Here is a 19,665-nt window from a genome sequence, read left to right as displayed (position 1 = left end):
CCGGCAGCGGCGCCGGCGCGGGATTCAGTTCCTGGTCACTGCACTTCAACGATCATTTCGATCTCGACGCAGGCACCCAGCGGGATCTGCGCCACGCCGAAAGCGCTGCGCGCATGCTTGCCCTTGTCGCCGAACACTTCGGCCAGCAGTTCCGAGGCGCCGTTGGTGACCAGGTGCTGCTCGGTGAAGTCGGTGGTCGAATTGACCAGGCTCATCACCTTGACGATGCGGGTGACGCGGTTCAGGTCGCCCACGTGCGCATGCAGCGTGGCCAGCAGGTCGATGGCGATGGCGCGCGCGGCGGCCTTGCCGGTCTCGGTGTCGATGTCCTGGCCCAGCTTGCCGGCCCATACCTTGCCGTCCTTGCGGGCGATATGGCCTGACAGGAACACGGTGTTGCCGGTTTGCGCGGCCATCACATAGGCGGCGGCGGGGGCGCTGACGGCCGGCAGTTCGATGCCGAGGCGGGCAAGGGTATCGTAGACGGACATGCGTTGGACTCCTGGTCAGTGAGTGCGTCCTGGAAGGACAGGGGACGTTGCCGTGGCGGGTGCGGTCTGGCGCACAGCGGCGCGGCGGCCAAGGGCCACGACAGCGATCACCGCCACCGCGAAGGCGATGGTGGGGGCGTCAAGCGGCTCGGCCAGCATCAGCGCGCCGCCCGCCAGCGTCAGGAACGGCTGCAGCAATTGTATCTGGCCGACGCGGGCCACGCCGCCTTTTGCGAGGCCGGCGTACCAGAAAAGGAAGCCGACAAACATCGAAAACACCGAAACATAGGCCATGCCGCCCCAGGCGCGCGGCGACGCCGCGGCGATCGCCGGCAGGTCGCGCAGCGCCAGCCAGGCCACCACCGGCACCAGGACCGGCAGCGACACCACCAGCGCCCAGCTGATGGTTTCCAGCCCGCCCAGCTCGCGCGACAGCTTGCCGCCCTCGGCATAGCCCAGCGCGCCCAGCACCACGGCGGCAAACAAGTACCAGTCCGCATGCTGCAGGCCGCCGGCACCCTGCCACACGGCAAAGCCGACCACCAGCGCGCTGCCGGCCACGGCCGACAGCCAGAAAGCAGGCGACGGCCGCTCGCGCCCGAGCCAGGCGGCGAACACCGCGGTCGCCAGCGGCAGCAGGCCGATCACGATGGCGCCGTGGCTGGCCGGCACCTCGCGCATGGCCAGCGAAGAAAACAGCGGGAAGCCCGCCACCACGCCCAGCGCGGTCACGGCCAGCCGCGGCCACTGGCCGCCGCGCGGCCGGCGGCTGGCGGACAGCGCGCCGCGCCAGGCCAGCAGCACCAGTGCCAGCACCGCTGCCAGCACGGCGCGCGCCAGCGCGACAAAGATCGGGTCCAGCTCCGCCACCGCCATGCGCGTGAACGGCAGCGTCTGGCTGAAGATGGCGACGCCGACAAAGCCCAGCAGCATGCCGCCGGAAGCCGGCGCGGCAGCTGCCAGGGGCGGTGAAGGGGGACGGCGGGTGGCCAGGGCCGGCCTGTTGGTTGTCATGGTCCGAAATCCGGTTGCGATGGTCCTACTGCCCGCCCGGGCGGGCGCTGACGGCAATCCACAGCGCGGTCAGCGCCAGCGCCGCACCCATGGCGCGGTTGAACCAGCGCACGCGCCGGCCCTGCCGCAGCCATTGCCGCAGCGATGCGCCCAGCACGCCGTACACGCCGTTGCTGACAAAGCCGAGCACGCCGAACACGCCGCACACCAGCAGCACGCGCTGCGCCGGCGCGGGCGCGCCGGCCATGTAAGAGGCCGCGACCGCCAGCGCGAGCATCCACGCCTTGATGTTGGCGTACTGCAGCAGCGCCGACTGCCACACGCTGAGCGGGCGCAGCACCTGCTTCTCGGCCAGCGCCGTGCTGCGCGCGATCTTCCACGCCAGCCACAGCAGGTAGGCCACGCCGGCCCCGTGCACGACCGCGGCCAGCGCGGGCTGGCCCAGGATCAGCGCGCCGACGCCCAGCGCGCACAGCGCCAGGATGCTGGCAAAGCCGAAGGCCACGCCCACGCAGTGCGGCAGCGTCGCGCGCAAGCCGAAGTTGGCGCCGGTGACCGCGGCGATGGTGGTGTTGGGCCCGGGCGTGAACAGGCCGACCGTCAGCAGCGTCAGCAGGGCCAGGAATTGCGCGGCGGTCAGGCCGGTGAGCAAGCCGGACGCCATCACGCGAACGCGACCACCACGCGCCGGTTGGTGCGGCTTTTCTTCTCGATCTTTGTCACCACCACGGCGCCGATCTCGCTGGTGTTGGCCACGTGCGTGCCGCCGCAGGGCTGGCGGTCCACGCCCGGGATCTCGATGATGCGGATGCTGGCCGTGCCCGCCGGCGGCGCGGCGCCGATGGTGCGCACCAGTTCGGGCTGGGCGGCCAGTTCCTGCGGCGTGATCAGGGTGGTGCGCACCGCGGTGTTGGCATGGATCAGCGCGTTCAGGCGCTCGGTCAGGTCGGCCTTGTCCAGCGTCGATTCCGGCAGGTCAAAGTCGATGCGCGCCGATTCCGGCGAGATGCCGCAGCCGGTCACCGGCACCGGGATCAGCGAGCCCAGCAGGTGCAGGCAGGTGTGCAGCCGCATCAGCTTGTGGCGGCGCGCCCAATCGATGGTCACGGTGACGCGCTCGCCCGCGCGCGGCAGCGGCGCATCTGGCGCCGGCACATGCAGGATGCGGCTGCGGTCGTCGGCGTAGACGGTGTCGGCGATGGCCACAGTGCGCCCGTCGGCCAGTGCCAGGGTGGCGGTGTCGCCGGCCTGGCCGCCGCTGCGCGCATAGCACACGGTTTCGTCGAGTTCGATCCCTTCGGCGCTGGCCGCTACCACGGTGGCGGTGCAGTGGTCGAGGTAGGGGTCTTCGTCGAAGCGCTTGCGTGTGGCGGACATCGGGGGGGCTCCTTGTGGGCTTGTTCTGGGTGCGGCTGGCGCGGGGTACGGATGCCCTGCGCGGTTGCGGTTCCGGCGCCCAGCTCGGGCGCGTTTCATCCTGGCTTGATGGTAGACAAGGTAGTCGGTACAGTACCGGTACAGTTCAGCGGATCATATTCAGTACAGTTGCGGGAGCAGCACATGGATACCAACAGCAGGGACGGCGGCACTGGCAACGATACCGCCGCCGTTGCCCGTCAGAAGGATAGCGCAGGCGACGCACAAAGCACATCCGGACAAGCCTCCGGGCGTGCGCTGCGGCTGGTGGTGCCGCCCACCGAGCGCCTGCCGGACCCGATCCCCTCGGCGCAGATGACGCTGGTCGAGCAACTGACCGAATGGGCCCGCATGCGCATCGACGAGCGCGTGTTCCGCGCCGGCATGCGCATGCCGTCGATCCGGCAACTGGCGCAGGAGAAAGGCATCTCGCGCTTTACCGTGGTCGAGGCCTATGAGCGGCTGGTGGCGCTGGGCTACCTGGAGTCGCGCCGCGGCTCCGGCTTCTACGTGCGCGAACGGACCCCGGCCGCGCCCGCGGCACCGGTGTCAAGCGACGTCGCGGTGGCGCGCAATATCGACGTGACCTGGCTGCTGCGCAGCATGTTCCATACCGCCGAGGCGCACAAGGCGCCCGGCCTGGGCTTCCTGCCCAACGACTGGCTCGACGGCGAACTGATCGCCAGCGCGCTGCGCGGCCTGGGCCGCCAGCCCGGCAACCATTTCCTGGCCAGCGGCACCCCGCAGGGCTTCCTGCCGCTGCGCCAGCAGCTGCGCACCCGGCTGGAAGAGCTGGAGATCGGTGCCAGCGCCGAGCAGATCGTGCTGACCTCCGGCATCACCCAGGCGCTGGACCTGATCGCGCGGCTCTGCCTGCAGCCCGGCGACGCCGTGCTGGTGGGCGACCCGGCCTGGTTCGTGATGTTCGGCCGCTTTGCCGCGCAGGGCGCGCAGGTGATCGGCGTGCCGTACACCGCCGAAGGGCCAGACCTGGAGGCGCTGGAGCGCATCGTGCAGGCGCGCAGGCCAAAGCTGTTTGTGATCAACTCGGTGCTGCACAACCCCACCGGCACCTCGCTGTCGGCGGCCAAGGCCTTCCAGCTGCTGCGCCTGGCCGAGCAGTACGACTTCCTGATCGTCGAGGACGATATCTACTGCGACCTGTGCCCGCCCGGCCACGCCGCCACCCGGCTGGCCAGCCTGGACCAGTTGCGCCGGGTGATCTACCTGGGCAGCTTTTCCAAGACGCTGGCGGCCAACCTGCGCGTCGGCTTTATCGCCGCGCACCCGGAGATGGCCTCGGCGCTGACCGACAGCAAGCTGCTGGCGGGGCTGGCCACGCCGGAGATCAACGAGCGCGTGCTGTACAAGGTCCTGACTGAAGGCCACTACCGCAAGCATGTAGAGCGCGTGCGCACCCGGCTGGACCGCGCCCGCGACGACATCCGGCGCGAGCTGGAGCGCCTGGGCCTGCGCCTCTTCCCCGGCCAGCATGCCGGCATGTACCTGTGGGCCGATACCGGCCGCGACACCAACGCGATCGCCACGGCCGGGCATGAAGAGGGCTACCTGTTCGCCCCGGGCAGCCTGTTCTCGCCGTCGCAGATGCCGTCGGGCTGGATGCGCTTCAACGTGGCCAGCAGCGGCGACCCGGACATGCTGGCCTTCCTGGCACGCCAGCTCGAACGCATGTAAGCCACGCCGCCGTTACACGCCGGGGCCTTGAAAAATGGCCCGGGCGGCCCTATTTCTGGCGGCACCGGCCACGTTGGCGTGGCCCCATCCACTTTCCCGATTCGCCTGTTTCCAAGAGGAGAACCATGACCGCACCGCACGAGACGATGAGCTTCCAGGCGGAAGTGAAGCAACTGCTGCACCTGATGATCCACTCGCTGTACAGCAACAAGGAAATTTTCCTGCGCGAGCTGGTCTCGAATGCTTCGGACGCCACCGACAAGCTGCGCTTCGAGGCGATCGCCAACCCGTCCCTGCTGGAAAACGACGCCGACCTGGCCATCCGCATCGAGGCCGATGCGCAAGCACGCACGCTGAAGATCTCTGACAACGGCATCGGCATGAGCCGCGACGAGGCCATCCGCAACCTCGGCACCATCGCCCGTTCGGGCACCAGGGAATTCTTCCAGCAACTGTCCGGCGACCAGCAGAAGGACGCCGCGCTGATCGGCCAGTTTGGCGTGGGCTTCTACTCGGCCTTTATCGTCGCCGACAAGGTCACCGTGGAAACGCGCCGCGCCGGCCTGGGCGCCGAAGACGCGGTGCGCTGGGAAAGCACCGGCGACGGCGAGTTCACCGTCGATGCCATCGCCCGCACCGGGCGCGGCACCACCATCACGCTGCACCTGCGCGAGGGCGAGGACGATTTCCTGTCTGCCTGGCGCCTGAAGAGCATCATCCAGAAGTACTCGGACCATATCTCGCTGCCGATCCGCATGCCCAAGGAGGTGTGGGACGCCGAATCCAGCACCTACAAGCGCACCGACGAATGGGAAAGCGTGAACCAGGCCAGTGCGCTGTGGACCCGCGCCAAGTCCGACATCACCGACGAGCAGTACACCGCTTTCTACCAGCACATCGCGCACGACAACGAGGCGCCGCTGGCCTGGACCCACAACCGCGTGGAAGGCCGCAGCGAATACACCCAGCTGCTGTATATCCCGGCGCGCGCGCCGTTCGACCTGTGGGACCGCAACCACAAGGCCGGCCTGAAGCTGTACGTCAAGCGCGTTTTCATCATGGACGACGCCGACCAGCTGCTGCCGGGCTACCTGCGCTGGGTCAAGGGCGTGGTCGATTCCGCCGACCTGCCGCTGAACGTATCGCGCGAGCTGCTGCAGGAAAGCCGCGACGTCAAGGCCATCCGCGAAGGCTGCACCAAGCGCGTGCTGTCGATGCTGGAATCGCTGGCCGACAGTGAAGAGGAAGCCGAGCGCGCCAAGTACACGACCTTCTGGCAGCAGTTCGGCCAGGCGCTCAAGGAAGGCATTGGCGAAGACCAGGGCAACCTGGAGCGCGTGGCCAGGCTGCTGCGCTTTGCCTCCACCCACAACGACACCGCCGAGCAGAACGTGGCGCTGGCCGCTTATGTCAGCCGCATGAAGGAAGGCCAGGACAAGATCTACTACGTCACTGCCGATACCTGGTCCGCGGCCAAGAGCAGCCCGCACCTGGAAGTGTTCCGCAAGAAGGGCATCGAAGTGGTGCTGCTGACCGACCGCGTCGACGAATGGATGCTGTCGTTCCTGCGCGAGTTCGACGGCAAGGAACTGGTCTCGGTCGCACGCGGCGACCTGGATCTGGGCAAGCTGGCCGACGAAGCCGAGAAGGCGGAGCAGGAAAAGGCAGAGGCCGACTGGAAGGGCGTGGTCGAACGCGCCAGGGCCGTGCTCGACGGCAAGGCCAAGGACGTGCGCGTGACGCTGCGCCTGACGGCATCGGCTTCTTGCCTGGTTTCTGACGAAGGCGACATGAGCGGCTACCTGCAGCGCCTGCTCAAGCAGGCCGGCCAGAAAGCGCCGGACGCCCAGCCGATCCTGGAGCTGAACCCGGAGCATGCGCTGGTGCAGAAACTACGCGATCTGCCCGAGGGGGATGCCTTCAGCGACCGCGTGCAGGTGCTGTTCGACCAGGCGCTGCTGGCCGAAGGCGGCATGCTGGAAGACCCGGCCGCCTACGTGCAGCGCGTCAACAAGCTGCTGGCCTGAAGCCGGCACGGCTCCTCCGCTGCGCAAGCGGCGGGGGAGTTCCATCACACATTGTCGCAACGGAGGGCGTGACCGATGACGCTGAAGCGATGCTTCCCGCCCGTCGTTGATGCTGACACGCGGGTGCTGATCCTCGGCAGCCTGCCGGGCGAAGCGTCACTGGCGCAGAGCCAGTATTACGCGAACCGGCAAAACCAGTTTTGGCGTTTGGTCGGCGATATCACCGGCGAAAGTCTTGTCGGGATGGAATATGCGGCGCGGTTGCGAACGCTGCTGGCCCACAGCATTGGGTTATGGGATGTGGTGGCGGAAGCGAAGCGCGAAGGGAGCCTGGACAGCAACATCCGTGAGCATGCCGGCAATGATCTTGTGGGTCTGATTGAATCGCTGCCGAATCTGGCAGTGATTGCGTTCAATGGCGGCACCGCTGAACGTATTGGATTGAAGGCCCTTGGCCGGCCCGCCGACGGTCATCACCTGGTCAGGTTGCCTTCCAGTAGCCCGGCTCATACCATGTCCTACGTGGAAAAATTGCGTGCCTGGCAGGCGTTGCAGATGTGGCTACGGGACTGAGGCCGATGCTCGTAGCGGCAACTTCCTGTCACATTACTTCCCTGAAAGCCAAACAGATACAAACACTCCCCGACCCTGCGGACAAGGGTGGTATCGTACGCTTTTGGCCTGAGCGTCGATGATGCGCAGTTGCAACATCAGCGTTGCTGGGGGATTGGACGTCAACCGCGATGGTGGATTCGGATTACCCACAATTCTTTCGTCCGTTGACGCTAAAGAGGCGTCGGCTGATCGCTGCCTGCATCCGCGCATTCTATGCGCGGCTTTATGGTTCCCATGCCGATTATCGTTCCATTCTTGGGCGCGAGGATTTGCGCGATCTGTTTGTTCAGGTCATGCAATCCGTTCCGATGCCGCTCGATCCGACCGAGGATGATGGCGACGAAGGCTTCGCTACCGGAGACCTTGCAGACGACCAGAAGCTGGCGAGTGCCATTGTGCGTCTCCTCGTCGCGGATGGCTGGCTTGAAACCGCGGAAGATCGCGTGCGACTGGTTACCGCCTATCGGTTCACCCGGGCAGGCAAGATCTTTGCTCAAGCGCTGACGCTGGCCGACCGTCCGCGCGAGCGGACCCGCCAGCGCAACATGCGTTCCTGCAAGAACGCCCTGAGCGCTTTCATCGAGCGCCGCGACGTGGAGGATCTGCTCGACGCCTATGAATATGCCGACCGGGTCATTGCCGACCTCTCCGAGGATATCGAGCTCTTCTACGACCTCGCGCGCAAGATACTTCTCGACGCGCATGGGCAGGGAAACTGGGACGGCTTCATCGAGTTCGTCGAGCGACGCTTTCGTGACGAGTTTTCGCCGCGGTTGGTCTATGACAATGCCGAGCGCCACCGGCTGGACATCGGGGCACTGATCGGGCGTCTTAACGAGCTGAGCGCGGCCGAGATGCAGGCTATTGACGATGACCTGGCAAACCATGCGGCCTGGGCCGCTCAGGCCGCGCCGGACGGGGCCATCCTGAGATGGGTGCTCGATCGGATCGACGAGATGGTGACCGCGGCTTGCAGGACCAAGCAGCCGGAATTGTTCCGGGCCATGGAAAGCTATGTCCGCCGCCATGTGGTTTTGTTGTCGCAGAGTCTGTTCATGGGGGCTTCGGGCAGTGGCGCGGCGTTGTCCGCGCTGATTCGCCGGGTGGGCGAGATGCCGCCGCGGGAACAGGCCGTCTGGCTGGAGCGGCACGGCAAGGTGCTCGCACCGATGAGTGTAGCCCTGTACGACCCGGCCACGGTGCAACTGCGCAAGGTCGCTGAGCGCAATCAGGCGCAGGCCGTGAGCATTGTTCCTGAGATCACCCGGGAAGAGCGCTTACGTCAATTCGTGCGGCAGGCGGAGGAGCGGGCCTTCTCGCTGTCGCATCACGATGTCGTGGAATACCTGCTCGGCAACATGCGTGGAACAGGCGCGTTGCGCTTGTCCGAGCTGGCCGTCGACGACGCCATCCAGGCGCTGTCGTTGCTGCGGGCTGTCGAGGCGGCGCGGGATCACGACGGACTGGAGGTGGAGCGTCTGGATGGCGAGCCGCTGGACAACGAGATCATGTCGGGCACTGACTATGCAATCAGGAGGCGCCATATCGGCCATGGATGACATTACGATCGGGCAACTGGTGGAAGCGGAATTGAAGGCCCGGGGCGTCAGGCAGGAGGCGTTCCAGCAGATTGTCGGCCGCCTGTTCGGGCTGTCGATTCTGCACCGGGAGGACAGTGCCATTGAACGCCAGCTTTACGACGATGCCGTGCGTATCGAAGGCCTGCTCAATGCGTACTTCGACTTGGGCGGCTTCCGGCTGCTGCATGAGCGGCATCAGAGTTATTTCCGGCTTTACCCGCCAGGCGCGCGCGTGCCGGGACTGCCCGCCGAGGACGATGCTGTCGTGGTGGATGCAGTGCGGGCGAGGTTGTCCGCCGATTTCGTAGCCTGCTGCCTGGTGCTGCGCTTGCTGTACAACGAATGCCTGCGGCAAGGCTCGATCAACGACCGCAATGAAGCACTTGTCACAGTGGAATACCTGAACGCCACGCTTACCGCGCAGGTGCGCCGCTCATTGCCGGCCAAGACTGCCCGGGAGAAGCTTTTCGCCGATCTGAAGCGTGCCCGACTGATTGACTACCGGGCGGACTCAGAGGTGGAAGATGCTGATGCGCTGATCGCCATTCGCGGTACGATCCTGCAGTTCGTGGCGGATTCCGCCATCAATGCCTTGCTGGCCGAAGCACAGATGCCAGCACAGGCTGCCAAGCCGTCGGAGCCTGATCATGAAGCTTGAGAAGCTCATCCTGGTCAACTGGGGCTTCGTGATGTCCCGGGAATATCCTTTTGGCGACACCACCTTGCTGTCAGGATCGACCGGGGTCGGGAAGTCCTCTTTTCAGGACGCGATCCAACTGGTCATGACCGGCGGCAAGCAGCACATCAACGTGTTCAACTCCGCGCAGGACGAGAGCGGCGCCTCGCGCGCGGGCGGCAAGGTGAGGCGGACGCTGGCGTCCTACGCGGTAGGCATGCGCGACAACCTCTGCGTCCGGCCGCATGGGTCGCACACCTACGTCGTCGCCGTCTTCGCGCCCGATGCCGGAGAATCCGCCGAGCCGTTCACCGCCGTGGTGGCCGTCGAAGTCACTGTGTCCGGCACGCGCGAGCAAGGCCGCAGCGTTGAGGTGGCGCGCAAGCTCTACTTTGTGCTGCCAGCCAGCCGCGCGATGGAGGCGGATTTCATCGAGTCGCGCAAGGGCAATTCGGTTACTGCGGTGAAGGTCGAGAATATCTATCATCGGCTGCGCCAGCGCTATCCGCGCGTCCTGCCGTTCGAGAACAGTATCGAAGACTATCTATGCAGGCTTTACGCAGAGTTTCGCGGTGGCGGCAAGACGCTGGTCGGGCCGCGCGAGGCTGAAGCCGCTGCGCGGGCCTTCGTCCAGTCCATTGCTCGCAAGACTGTCGGCTCGGTGGACGAGTTGATTCGTGAGCAGGTGCTGGCCGAGCCTGATTTTTCGGAGCAGATCGGGCATATTGCGTCGCTTATGCAGAACGTGCAGCGTCTGCGCAAGATCGCTGCGGAATTGCTGGCGTGCCGGGAGCGGCTGGGAGAGCTGAAGGCGCATGCGGATGCATTTCTTGCAGCGTTCGAAGAGGCCATGGAGGCTGAGCTGGGCGAAGCCCTGCGCCGGCAACAGGATGTCAAGGAGGATATCCTGCGACTGGAGACTTCCAGGCGCCTTGCCTTGACCGAGGTTGAAAGGCAGCAGGCGCTGGCCGACCGGCATGCACGGGCGCTGCTACGCGCCATGGATTTGCACGGCACGGCCAATGGGCGTCTCAATAGCAACCCGGTCGCGCAGGACCGTGAGCGGCTCAACCGCGGGATCGTGGAGGCTACCAACGACCGATCCCGCATTGCCGTGGACATCCTGGTGGCCCTGGCGGGCTTGCGCGGTATGTTGGATGAACTAACTGCCTTGGCCGGACGACCTGCCGGGAAAAGTTCCGCCTACTCAGCCCATGTGGAACGGCTGGTTGTGGACGCCGCGGCGATCGATGTTGCCGACGGCCGAGCCGCAGCGCGTGAGCTGGAGGCGATGCTTGCCAACGCACAGGTTGATCTTTCGAGTTCGCGGCGCGATCGACTCGCCAGGCTGGATGCCGCACTGACTCCCATTGCGCAGCGGCTGCAAGGCGCAGATGGCTTGTATGGGGCGGTGGTTCAGGAGCAGACCCGGGAGTCAGATCGCGCTGCGACCTTGCAAACTGAAATTGATGAACTGAAGCGGCGACGCCAAGGACTGGAAGATGGCCATTTTGACCTGCCCTCGCATGTCGAGGTTGCTGTCCGCTATCTTGAAACCCAGATGCCGGGCGCCCGCCCCAGGGTGCTGTGCAACCTTGTTCAGCCTCGCGAGGGCTCGCGATGGCAAAACGCTATTGAAGGACTTCTGGGTGGCAACCGCTTTGTGATTCTGGTCGACGCGCAGTACGAGGCGCGTGCGATCCGGGCTCTGCGGCACGAATTGCCGGGGATTCGGCAGGGGCGGGAGGCTTCCGTTGTGCAGGGCGAACTGGCGAAGCGGCGGGCCGAAAGCCAGGCGCTGTCGCCCGACGCCATACTGCAGGAGCTGGTGATTGCCGATGAGACCGCGAGGGCTTATCTGGTTGCAAGCTACGGTCGTTACATCAAGGTGACGGACGCTCAGGCGCTGCGCAGCGCGCCGCAGGCCCTGACGGTAGACGGCATGGCCAGCGGCGGATTCAAGATGTTCTCGTCATGGGTGGAAGACGGCGAACTGGCCTTCGGCGCCGAGGCACGGCGCAAGCGCGTAGTGAGGCTTGGCAGCCAAATCGAAGAAAAATCGCGGGAACGAAGCACGCATCGGGAACGCGCTGAGGAGTTGGCAGCCTGGGGCGCGCGCCTGCTCGGTCTGAAGCTCGTGCCTGTTGCCCCGATGCTGGACGAGCTGGGCGAGGCGCAGCGCAAACTGAGCAACCTCGCAGCGCAACTCGCGAGTCTGGATGACGCCGATCTTCTCGTGCTGGAGCGCCGCGTAGCCCGCGCGAAGCAGTTGGCGGATGGTCACCACCAACTTTCCAATGCCGCGTCGCACGCGGCAGGCGAAGCGGCAGGCCGGGCGCGCGGTCTGGAAGCGGATATCGCTACCGCCGAGGCTGCCCGTGCCGACTGCCTGGATGGGGTGCGGCGGGTCAACGCTCGTGTGACCGAACTGATCCGGCTCAACCCATATTTTGACCCGGCCCAACTGGATCAGCGCGCCCGCGAAGCAGCCATGGAGCAGAACACTGCGTCTTTCGAGGGCCGCCGGCGCCAGCAGGCCGGCCTGTATCGTCAGGAGCGCGAGGCGTTCGAGCGGAAGCTGGAGGACCACAATCGCTTGTCGTCCTCTTTCGATGAGCGGGTCGAGTATCAGCCGTGCCGGTCCACTGAAACCGAATACGAGTGGCAGGCCTATGGCGGAGTACCCGCCGCCCGGCGCCAGATCGCGGCCATGCTGGAGCGGCTCGACCAGGTGCGAATTCTCAACAACTCCCGGGAACTGCAGGGCGCCGAGAAAAGCTTCAACAACACGTTCAGCACTCACTTCGCATTGCTGGTTCGCACGGCGGTGGAGCAGGGCGTCGACCCCCTCAAGCGGCTCAACGAAAAGCTCAAGCGCCTGGCATTCGGCGAAGACCGCTTCGAGATCGAATATGGTCAGATGGTCAAGGAATACAAGAAGTACTTCGACCTGTTCCAGGAATTGAACCGCCTGGCCGAGACGCAAACGCCGGTAGACCTGTTCTCGGCGGCTGAAGGCGTGCTGTCCGCCGACAGCGTGGTGGCGCTGGACGACATCAAGGCGCTGTTGCTCGACACCAACCGCGACTATGCGCTGCGGCGGTTGAAGGATATTGCGGACTACCGCAATTATCGCGAGTATGACATCCGCAAGTATTCGGAGGATGGGCGCGAGGCGTCCCTGGCGAGAATGGCGACATTCTCCGGAGGCGAGCTGATGACGCCGGCCTATCTGGTGCGGGCCGCGGTGCTGGCCCAGGCATTTCGCCAGTTCGAGAAGACGCCAAGCCTGAAGCTCATGATGATCGACGAGGCCTTCGACAAGATGGACGAGGGCCGCACTGCCGCTGTGATGCGCTATCTCAACGAGAATCTTGGCCTGCAATTGGTGGTTGCCATGCCGTCCCGCTCCTCCGGCCCGCTGCTCGAACTATTCAGTTTCGAGCATCGCTTTTCCCTGATGAAGGTGGCGGGTCTGGCTGGAGAGCTCGACAGAATTACCGAGGTGGACAGCTCGTTGTTGAAGGCTGACCGTCTGCATGCGCTGTGGACTGAGCGCCGCGCGTCAGTGCGGCGTGAAGCGGCGCGGGAGTTCGACCTGCAGGAGGCGCGCAAGCAACTGGCTTCGGGGACGGAAACATGAGTGCCGACGGTCTGCCGGGAGGCCGACCGGCCGCCCTTGCTGCGTTGCTGAATGCGCTGGTGGACCGCATCGAGGCGAAGCCATTTGCCGAAAGGCGCCGTGATATCAGCTACCCGCTGAGTGCGGGGACTTGGCCCGAGTTTTTCTCGATTGCTCTCCACGGCGAACGTATGTTCGTTTGGCGCGCACTGGAAGCGTTGCAGGCACAGCCGGGGTTGGGTCTGGCCCTCGACCAGCGTCGCGGACAGCGGGATCTCGATATCTGGGAGCGTTCACCACGGCTCATCGTTGGCGCGCAAGCGGAAGCGTTCCTTCGTGACGAGACGGGGCGTCGGCCCGGTGCAGTGGTCGCCTGGATGGCGCAATGGCGGCAGGCAGTGCTGGCGCGTTTCAGCAACATGGCGCTGTGCGAGCGGTTGCTGTCCCGCCCTATCCTTATCCTGTCGCGTCCACCGGAGCAGGTGTTGGAGCGCCTTGCCGGCATTCCGGCACTTGCCGGTGAGAACCTTATGCTCCATGAGGCAGCGAGCCGGCAGTTCTGGGGCTTGTCAAAGATTCTCAATGGCCAGCAGGAGACCATTGCCCTGCTGCTTGATGCCGATACCTGTCCGTTTCCGGACAAGCCGGTGCAACTACTGGTTGCGGCTCGCACAGCCGATCCCGCAGCACCGATCCTGTTTGTGGAAAATGCTGCGACGTTTGAATCGATGGCAGTAGGGAGGCTGAGCGCTGCCGAAGGTTTTGTTCTGATATACGCATCAGGATACAAAGCTAGCGCGCGGCGGCTGCGCCAGCCAGGAGGCAGCTCCGTCTATTTTGCGCCTGACGTGATTGAGCGGAATGCGGCATTGATAGGCAGCTTCCCGGCATGGCTGCAGGGCACCGATGTCTCGCGCCCGGTTCATTTCTGGGGCGACCTGGATTTCTCCGGCATGGATATTCTCAAAGAATTGCGTGTAGTGTTCCCTGGCGCGCAAGCGTGGAAGGCTGGCTACGAAGCATTGCTTGCACGCCTTCTCGCGGAGGAGTCCCACGCGCCGGATGAGGCAAGAAAGTCGGGTCAGGCCGATCCGGGGCTGACCGGCTGCAGCTATGCCGATGAAGTACTGCTACCGGCGCTGCGCAGGCTTGGCCGGTTTGTCGACCAGGAGAGTCTGTAGCTGTAGCCTTTCGCTATTCAGCAAGTGGTGTCAAATTGGCATAGCCCGTTCACGCTCCCGCTTTACTTGGGCATCGCCTCATACATGCCGGTGACGTCATCCATCACCTGAAGAATTCGCTCGCTGGTCGTGGCAATGTTTCTCAACTGTTCCGGGCGACTGACCCCGGTCTGATTGAGCGCCTCTTCGAAGAACAGCCACTGAGAGCCGGCAAGTTGCAGTTCGTGTCGGATAGCTGCCGTGTTTTGCGGCGCCGAGGTGAGAAGTTCCTGCGCGACGGCGAATTCCCTGGTTGCCGTGTCCAGATCCTGCGCCATCCGGGGCGAGGAGATGCCCCAGGCGCGGAACATGCTGATCTTGGCGATTCTCTGCGAGAGCATCCGCTGGCGGCCGGCAACGTTGATCAGCTTGCCCGTCGTAGTGCCGGAATGCTTCTCGAGCAGGAGGGTTCCCTGCTGCGCAAGCTTCAGCGTGTCCTCGCTCATCCTTGCGATTGTTTTCGCGTTCTCGGGATTCGGGTCGCCGCCGGACAGCAACTGCCGGTAGGGAATCCACGTCTGCTCGAGCCTGGCGTAGATGTCCTTGATCTCAGGCGTGGGGGCAAAGGCCTTCAGCTCCGTGAGCTGCTTGTCGAAGAGCGCCACGGATTGTTCGAGAATCTTCTTCGAACGTTCGACTTCAACGCCGAGGCCAGCCTGGCAGTAGGCCTTGGCCATGCGCTGAGACAGCATGCGCTGGCGGCCCGCCTTGTTGATCGCCGCGTTGATCGTCAGCGTTTCGGCGAAGGCGGTCCCGGCCAAAGCCAGCGCCAGGACGCCGCAGACAATCGTGCAGAAGGAACAGAGGTAACGTTTCAAAGGCGTCTCCGCATCAAACTCTGGTTGAACCTCTGGACGTATCGCTCGAGCCGACGACGTGACGGATCAGCTGGTCCATCTCCTTGATGATGTCCGCAAGCACCTGCGTGATCACCGAGAACTCCCTGCCATGTTCTCCGGCCCGTGCCGCCGAGATGCGCGCATTCATTGCGACGATGTTTGCCTGCATCGAAATACCGCTGAGGCGCCCGACGAGGTCGGTCTGGCGTTTGCGCACGGCGGCTTCACAACGGTGCATTTCCTCCTGGTAGGCCTGCGTGACGGTCTGCAGCAGTTCAAGAATTGACGTGGCCTGCGCCACCAGCACATCGAGGGATGACGCTTGCCGGCTGGTGTCCGCCAGTGGTGCGTCTGTCGCTGTTCTGACCTGGGCGATGAATGCACGGATACGCGCGTCAGCGCGCGGACTACCAAAGTACAGCTGCTGCAAGGCGCCGGAGAATGTGCCGGGAAAACGCTCATTGCCCGTCACCAGATCCGAATGCGCCGATTCGAACATTGACAGGCACTTGCGTGCGATATCGAGCGCGGCAGTGTCCCCGCGCGAAGCGAGCAACAACTGGAGGATGATCCGTTGCGACAGCATGCGCTGCCTTCCGGAAAGGTTGATCAATGCGCCGATGGTTTCGGCGGACACTTCGGCCTCGGGTGACGGAGTAGAGAAAGCGTTCATGCCATGCCTTGCAGGTAGTGTCGACGCAGACGCGCACCGCGCTGACCGGCAAAGAAAAAGCGCCCCGAAGCGAGATGCCTGCGAACCGGTTGGCCGGTTCGTGGTCATTTCCCTTCGGGGCGCCGTTGCCCGGGATGCTCCTTTTCGGAGCGTGTCATCGCGACTTGCCAGTTTGTTTCAAGGCCGCCGTTGGCCTGTGTGTCTCTTGAGCAATATCTATGCCATAGCTCATGGGAGTTGCCTCGGGTTGCGGGCGCAGCGAAATGGCGCGGCGGGACCGGCCCGGGCACTGATCTTGTGCCAGATGCGTCATCACGACGCATGCGTTGGGGAGTCTCGGCAAGGGCGGCATGGCTGACAGCCCGCGCCGCACCTGAACCCGTCCCGGCTTCTTTGTGAAAGGCGCTCTCAGCCCAGTTGCGGCTGCGTGGCCGCATAGCTCAGCCGCTCGCGCATGACAGCTTGCGCGCGCCGCACATTGGGATACTTCTCCAGCAACGCTGCACCCTCAGGGAACATGCCGACATACATCAGGATCGGCGCGAGGAACAGGTCGGCCATCGACAATACGCTGCCGACCAGGTAATCGCGGTCGCCATAGGCCGCGTCGAATACCGCCAGATGCTTGTCGATGTCGGGCACTGCAGCGTCGATGACGGCGCGGTCGGGCTGGCCGTTCTCACCCTTGGGGAAGATGTACTGCAGCACGTAGCGGCGGACCATCGCATCATAGCCATGGCAGTTGATCAGGCTGATCCATTGCTCGCCGCGCGCGCGGGCGGTGACTCCCCATTGCGGCAGCAGGCTTGGCCCTTCGAAGGCCTCTTCGATGTAGCCAAGGATGGCGCGGGTTTCGTAGAAGGTGATCGGGCCGTCGCTGAACGCCGGCACGCGGCCGAACGGGTTGTGCGCGAGCACCTCCGGCGAATGCGGGGGCACGGGATTCAGGGTGTAGGCCACGCCTTTCTCTTCCAGCGCCATCCGCACCGTGCGGCAGTAGCTGCTGCGCGGATCGCCGAAGACGGTCACGGTGCCCGCGCTGCCCTTCGGGTCCAGGTAATCGCTGAGGCGGTTGAACACGGATTGCCAGCCGCCCATGTGCGAGTCGCGCGCCTGTGCGTTCGGGAAGCCGCTGTGGCGCATGTGCAGGTGGGTGCCGTCCTCCTGCTCGGTCAGCGTGACTTCGATCAGGGTCTTGAGATCGGGCGGCAGCGAGCCCGACTCCCAGGCCCAGGTGTAGGCAAGGAAATCGGCGCGGTCGATGGCCTGGTATTCGCCGCCGACAATGTGCTGCGAGCCGTCGCGTCCGCCCATCACGATGCGGTAGCTGCCGCCGACCCGTGCATCGGCGCTTGCCTCCAGCACGCTCATGCCGCGCGGGCAATGCCACGCGGCCAGTGCGGCCTGGTTGGTAAAGGCATCGAAGACCCGCTCGCGCGGCGCGCGGATCAGGCGGGTCATTTCCAGGTGGAAGGTGGCAGCTTGGTCCATGATGGTTTCCCTCAGTCCTTGGTTGAGTCGTCCGGGCCCGTGGCGGACGCCGCCGCGTGGGTTCGTTCGACGAATTCGACGAGCCGGTCGAGGTTGCCTTCCCAGTGGCGGCGATAGGTGTCCAGCCAGTCGTGTGCATCGCGCAGGGCGTTGGCGCGCAGATGGCAAATACGCCAGCGCGCGTTGATCTCCCGCTCGATCAGCCCGGCTTCGGCCAGCACGCGCAGGTGCTTCGAGATGGCCGGGGCCGACATCTCGAACGGGCGCGCCAGTTCGCTCACCGGGGCCTCGCCCTCCGACAGCCGGGCCAGGATCGCTCGCCGGGTGGGGTCGGCCAGTGCGGCGAAGATGCTGGAGAGGTTGTCGGGCGTGGCAGGCATGGGTTCATTTAACCAATCGGTTAAATGAAAGTCAAGCAGGAAAATGAGTGCAGGGGCATCGACGCCATGGCGGGCGGCCGGCCGCAATTGGCCGGCGCGGGCATTCCGGCGGGCGGCTGAAACCGTTTGCCGTGCCTTTCTGTCACAATGCCGGCGGCTGGCGCGCCGGCCATTGATTCAAAGGTGAATTCTCTATGCGTATCTTCGGCGTCAGCATCCATATCATCGTTGCACTGTTCTTCGCGGTGCACGCGGTGCGCACGCACCAGAACATGTACTGGCTGCTGATCCTGTTCCTGTTCCCGGGGCTGGGCAGCGTGGTGTACTTCTTTGCGATCTACCTGCCCGGGCTGCGCCAGTCGCGCGGCGCGCGCGCGGCCACGCGGGCCATCACGCAGCTGGTCGATCCGAACCGCGCGGTGCGCGAGGCCCGCTCCGACTTTGACCGGGCCCCGACGGTGGCGCACCGCATGCGCCTGGGCGCTGCCTTGCTGGCGGCCGGTGAGCCGGCAGAGGCCTTGCAGCACTACCAGGCCGCGGCCAACGGCCCGTTTGCGACTGATCCCGCGCTGCTGCAGGGCCTGGCGCGGGCGCAATTCGCCACCAACGATGCAACCGGCGCGCTGGCGACGCTGGAGAAGCTGTTCGCGGCCAGTCCGCAGTCGCGCCAGCAGCCCGATCCGGCCTTGCTGTATGCGCGGGCATTGGCCGCCACCGGTGCCGCCGGCACGCGGGCTGCCTTTGAGCAGGCGCTGACCAGTGCCAGCGATGCCGCGCCGCGCTGCCTGTTTGCCGACTGGCTTGCCGCGCAGCCCGACGCCGCTGACCGCGAACGCGCGCAGCAGCTCTATGCCGAAATCGTCCACGACGCCCGCCACTGGCCGCGCCACGCCCGCGAACACAACCGCGAATGGCTGCAGCGCGCGCAGGCGGCGCTGGGCAAGTAATCCGCGCCCCCAACTCCATGCTGGATCGGGTGCTGAACGCCATTCTCGACAACATGACCCTACTGAAACGCAAATCGATTGAAGCCGTGGCTTCGCGCCGTCCGGCACGTGGCACCCGTACCCGTGGCGAGGCGCCGGCACGCGAAGAGAAACGCATGACGCCGCGCTTCGCGCCGGTGACCTTCTCGGAAATGGACGGGGTGCGTTACCTGCACTTCGGCACCGAGTGGGTGCAGGGCGCGATGCGCCTGCGCAAGCCCGATGCGATCGAGCTGGAATACGCGCAGCAGATGATGGCCTGGCTGCTGTTCCTGTCGCCGTCCGTTGAAGAATTCCACGTGGTCCAGCTGGGCCTGGGCGCCGCGGCGCTGACCAAGTTCTGCCACCGCCAGTTCAGCCGCGCGCGTGTGACGGCGGTCGAGCTGAACCCGGCCGTGATCATCGCCGGGCGCAGCATGTTCGGCCTGCGCGAGGACGACGCGCGCCTGACCGTGCGCGAGCAGGACGCCTGGGACTACGTCATGGACGGCGCCCACACCGGCGTCATCGACGTGCTGCAGGTGGACCTGTACGATGCCACCGCGCGCGGCCCGGTGCTGGACACCACCGCGTTCTACCGCGCCTGCCGCCGCACGCTGAGGGCACCCGGCGTGATGACCATCAACCTGTTTGGCGACCACGACAGCTTTCCGAAGAACATCGAACGCATCTGCGATGCCTTCGACAACCGCGTGCTGGTGTTCCCGGAAGTGCATGACGGCAACATCATCGCGATGGCCTTCAACGGGCCGGATATCGATGTGTCGTGGGAAGCGCTGGAGGGGCGTGCCGAGGTGGTGGAGAAGTCCACCGGACTGCCGGCGCGCGACTGGGCGCAGAAGCTGCGCGCGGCGAATGCGCGGCAGGAAGAGCGGTTGAAGATCTGAGGTACTGAGGAACTGTCCCTCTCCCGCCGCGCAGGAGAGGGAAGCCGCCGCTC

The 19,665-nt window shown here is 65.2% G+C and carries 17 protein-coding genes; 9 read left to right on the top strand and 8 right to left on the bottom strand.

Going from position 1 to position 19,665, the window contains the following annotated elements; translation table 11 throughout:
- Positions 1-35: 35 nt before the first annotated feature.
- From ACREYQ_RS11385 to ACREYQ_RS11370, 4 genes are all read right to left on the bottom strand, one after another.
- Positions 36-491, bottom strand: a complete 456-nt coding sequence (locus tag ACREYQ_RS11385) for a RidA family protein (protein WP_432257707.1) — start codon at positions 489-491, stop codon at positions 36-38.
- Between the two features lie 15 nt (positions 492-506).
- Positions 507-1,424, bottom strand: a complete 918-nt coding sequence (locus tag ACREYQ_RS11380; protein WP_432260400.1) for a DMT family transporter — start codon at positions 1,422-1,424, stop codon at positions 507-509.
- A 106-nt stretch (positions 1,425-1,530) separates the two neighbouring features.
- The gene (locus ACREYQ_RS11375; protein ID WP_432257706.1) at positions 1,531-2,169 is read right to left on the bottom strand and encodes a LysE family translocator; all 639 of its coding nucleotides are present in this window, start codon (positions 2,167-2,169) and stop codon (positions 1,531-1,533) included.
- Complete coding sequence (locus tag ACREYQ_RS11370; RefSeq protein ID WP_432257705.1) at positions 2,169-2,882, bottom strand: alanyl-tRNA editing protein; 714 nt, start codon at positions 2,880-2,882, stop codon at positions 2,169-2,171. The genes ACREYQ_RS11375 and ACREYQ_RS11370 overlap by 1 nt, the downstream gene beginning before the upstream one ends.
- A 183-nt stretch (positions 2,883-3,065) precedes the next feature.
- On the opposite strand from ACREYQ_RS11370, the gene ACREYQ_RS11365 reads away from it, so the two are divergent.
- From ACREYQ_RS11365 to ACREYQ_RS11335, 7 genes are all read left to right on the top strand, one after another.
- Positions 3,066-4,616: a PLP-dependent aminotransferase family protein gene (locus ACREYQ_RS11365; protein WP_432257704.1), complete on the top strand. Its 1,551-nt coding sequence runs from the start codon at positions 3,066-3,068 to the stop codon at positions 4,614-4,616.
- Positions 4,617-4,741: 125 nt separating this feature from the next.
- On the top strand, positions 4,742-6,643 hold the full coding sequence (htpG, locus tag ACREYQ_RS11360) for a molecular chaperone HtpG (RefSeq protein ID WP_432257703.1): 1,902 nt from the start codon (positions 4,742-4,744) through the stop codon (positions 6,641-6,643).
- Positions 6,644-6,718: 75 nt separating this feature from the next.
- Positions 6,719-7,216: a DNA-deoxyinosine glycosylase gene (locus ACREYQ_RS11355; protein ID WP_432257702.1), complete on the top strand. Its 498-nt coding sequence runs from the start codon at positions 6,719-6,721 to the stop codon at positions 7,214-7,216.
- Between the two features lie 170 nt (positions 7,217-7,386).
- Positions 7,387-8,817: a Wadjet anti-phage system protein JetA family protein gene (locus ACREYQ_RS11350; RefSeq protein WP_432257701.1), complete on the top strand. Its 1,431-nt coding sequence runs from the start codon at positions 7,387-7,389 to the stop codon at positions 8,815-8,817.
- The gene (locus tag ACREYQ_RS11345; protein WP_432257700.1) at positions 8,810-9,496 is read left to right on the top strand and encodes a DUF4194 domain-containing protein; all 687 of its coding nucleotides are present in this window, start codon (positions 8,810-8,812) and stop codon (positions 9,494-9,496) included. Before ACREYQ_RS11350 ends, ACREYQ_RS11345 begins: the two co-directional genes overlap by 8 nt.
- A complete protein-coding gene (locus ACREYQ_RS11340) occupies positions 9,486-13,157 on the top strand; it encodes an SbcC/MukB-like Walker B domain-containing protein (RefSeq protein ID WP_432257699.1) in 3,672 nt (1,223 codons plus the stop codon). The genes ACREYQ_RS11345 and ACREYQ_RS11340 overlap by 11 nt, the downstream gene beginning before the upstream one ends.
- The gene (locus tag ACREYQ_RS11335) at positions 13,154-14,317 is read left to right on the top strand and encodes a Wadjet anti-phage system protein JetD domain-containing protein (RefSeq protein WP_432257698.1); all 1,164 of its coding nucleotides are present in this window, start codon (positions 13,154-13,156) and stop codon (positions 14,315-14,317) included. Before ACREYQ_RS11340 ends, ACREYQ_RS11335 begins: the two co-directional genes overlap by 4 nt.
- 62 nt (positions 14,318-14,379) lie before the next feature.
- Here the strand turns inward: ACREYQ_RS11335 and ACREYQ_RS11330 are convergent, their stop codons facing one another.
- From ACREYQ_RS11330 to ACREYQ_RS11315, 4 genes are all read right to left on the bottom strand, one after another.
- Complete coding sequence (locus ACREYQ_RS11330) at positions 14,380-15,174, bottom strand: type IV pili methyl-accepting chemotaxis transducer N-terminal domain-containing protein (protein ID WP_432257697.1); 795 nt, start codon at positions 15,172-15,174, stop codon at positions 14,380-14,382.
- Between the two features lie 13 nt (positions 15,175-15,187).
- On the bottom strand, positions 15,188-15,868 hold the full coding sequence (locus ACREYQ_RS11325; RefSeq protein WP_432257696.1) for a methyl-accepting chemotaxis protein: 681 nt from the start codon (positions 15,866-15,868) through the stop codon (positions 15,188-15,190).
- A gap of 408 nt (positions 15,869-16,276) precedes the next feature.
- A complete protein-coding gene (locus ACREYQ_RS11320) occupies positions 16,277-17,359 on the bottom strand; it encodes an SRPBCC domain-containing protein (protein WP_432257695.1) in 1,083 nt (360 codons plus the stop codon).
- An 11-nt stretch (positions 17,360-17,370) separates the two neighbouring features.
- Positions 17,371-17,739: an ArsR/SmtB family transcription factor gene (locus ACREYQ_RS11315; RefSeq protein WP_432257694.1), complete on the bottom strand. Its 369-nt coding sequence runs from the start codon at positions 17,737-17,739 to the stop codon at positions 17,371-17,373.
- Between the two features lie 194 nt (positions 17,740-17,933).
- On the opposite strand from ACREYQ_RS11315, the gene ACREYQ_RS11310 reads away from it, so the two are divergent.
- A complete protein-coding gene (locus ACREYQ_RS11310) occupies positions 17,934-18,686 on the top strand; it encodes a tetratricopeptide repeat protein (RefSeq protein ID WP_432257693.1) in 753 nt (250 codons plus the stop codon).
- A gap of 53 nt (positions 18,687-18,739) precedes the next feature.
- Complete coding sequence (locus ACREYQ_RS11305; protein WP_432257692.1) at positions 18,740-19,612, top strand: spermidine synthase; 873 nt, start codon at positions 18,740-18,742, stop codon at positions 19,610-19,612.
- The last annotated feature ends 53 nt before the right edge of the window (positions 19,613-19,665 follow it).

The organism is Cupriavidus sp. TMH.W2 (assembly GCF_050847365.1).
In the GTDB taxonomy this organism is placed as follows: domain Bacteria; phylum Pseudomonadota; class Gammaproteobacteria; order Burkholderiales; family Burkholderiaceae; genus Cupriavidus.
The sequence above is the reverse complement of the archived record's forward strand: the minus strand, read 5'-3'. Positions and strand labels throughout refer to the sequence as shown.

Excerpts from the sequence above, each read along its gene's own strand:
- ACREYQ_RS11320 (WP_432257695.1), bottom strand. The coding sequence starts at position 17,359 with ATGGACCAAGCTGCCACCTTCCACCTGGAAATGACCCGCCTGATCCGC.
- ACREYQ_RS11350 (WP_432257701.1), top strand. The coding sequence starts at position 7,387 with ATGGTGGATTCGGATTACCCACAATTCTTTCGTCCGTTGACGCTAAAG.
- ACREYQ_RS11375 (WP_432257706.1), bottom strand. The coding sequence starts at position 2,169 with ATGGCGTCCGGCTTGCTCACCGGCCTGACCGCCGCGCAATTCCTGGCC.
- ACREYQ_RS11385 (WP_432257707.1), bottom strand. The coding sequence starts at position 491 with ATGTCCGTCTACGATACCCTTGCCCGCCTCGGCATCGAACTGCCGGCC.
- ACREYQ_RS11335 (WP_432257698.1), top strand. The coding sequence starts at position 13,154 with ATGAGTGCCGACGGTCTGCCGGGAGGCCGACCGGCCGCCCTTGCTGCG.
- htpG (WP_432257703.1), top strand. The coding sequence starts at position 4,742 with ATGACCGCACCGCACGAGACGATGAGCTTCCAGGCGGAAGTGAAGCAA.
- ACREYQ_RS11365 (WP_432257704.1), top strand. The coding sequence starts at position 3,066 with ATGGATACCAACAGCAGGGACGGCGGCACTGGCAACGATACCGCCGCC.
- ACREYQ_RS11310 (WP_432257693.1), top strand. The coding sequence starts at position 17,934 with ATGCGTATCTTCGGCGTCAGCATCCATATCATCGTTGCACTGTTCTTC.
- ACREYQ_RS11340 (WP_432257699.1), top strand. The coding sequence starts at position 9,486 with ATGAAGCTTGAGAAGCTCATCCTGGTCAACTGGGGCTTCGTGATGTCC.
- ACREYQ_RS11370 (WP_432257705.1), bottom strand. The coding sequence starts at position 2,882 with ATGTCCGCCACACGCAAGCGCTTCGACGAAGACCCCTACCTCGACCAC.
- ACREYQ_RS11315 (WP_432257694.1), bottom strand. The coding sequence starts at position 17,739 with ATGCCTGCCACGCCCGACAACCTCTCCAGCATCTTCGCCGCACTGGCC.
- ACREYQ_RS11345 (WP_432257700.1), top strand. The coding sequence starts at position 8,810 with ATGGATGACATTACGATCGGGCAACTGGTGGAAGCGGAATTGAAGGCC.
- ACREYQ_RS11380 (WP_432260400.1), bottom strand. The coding sequence starts at position 1,424 with ATGCTGCTGGGCTTTGTCGGCGTCGCCATCTTCAGCCAGACGCTGCCG.
- ACREYQ_RS11305 (WP_432257692.1), top strand. The coding sequence starts at position 18,740 with ATGACCCTACTGAAACGCAAATCGATTGAAGCCGTGGCTTCGCGCCGT.
- ACREYQ_RS11325 (WP_432257696.1), bottom strand. The coding sequence starts at position 15,868 with ATGAACGCTTTCTCTACTCCGTCACCCGAGGCCGAAGTGTCCGCCGAA.
- ACREYQ_RS11355 (WP_432257702.1), top strand. The coding sequence starts at position 6,719 with ATGACGCTGAAGCGATGCTTCCCGCCCGTCGTTGATGCTGACACGCGG.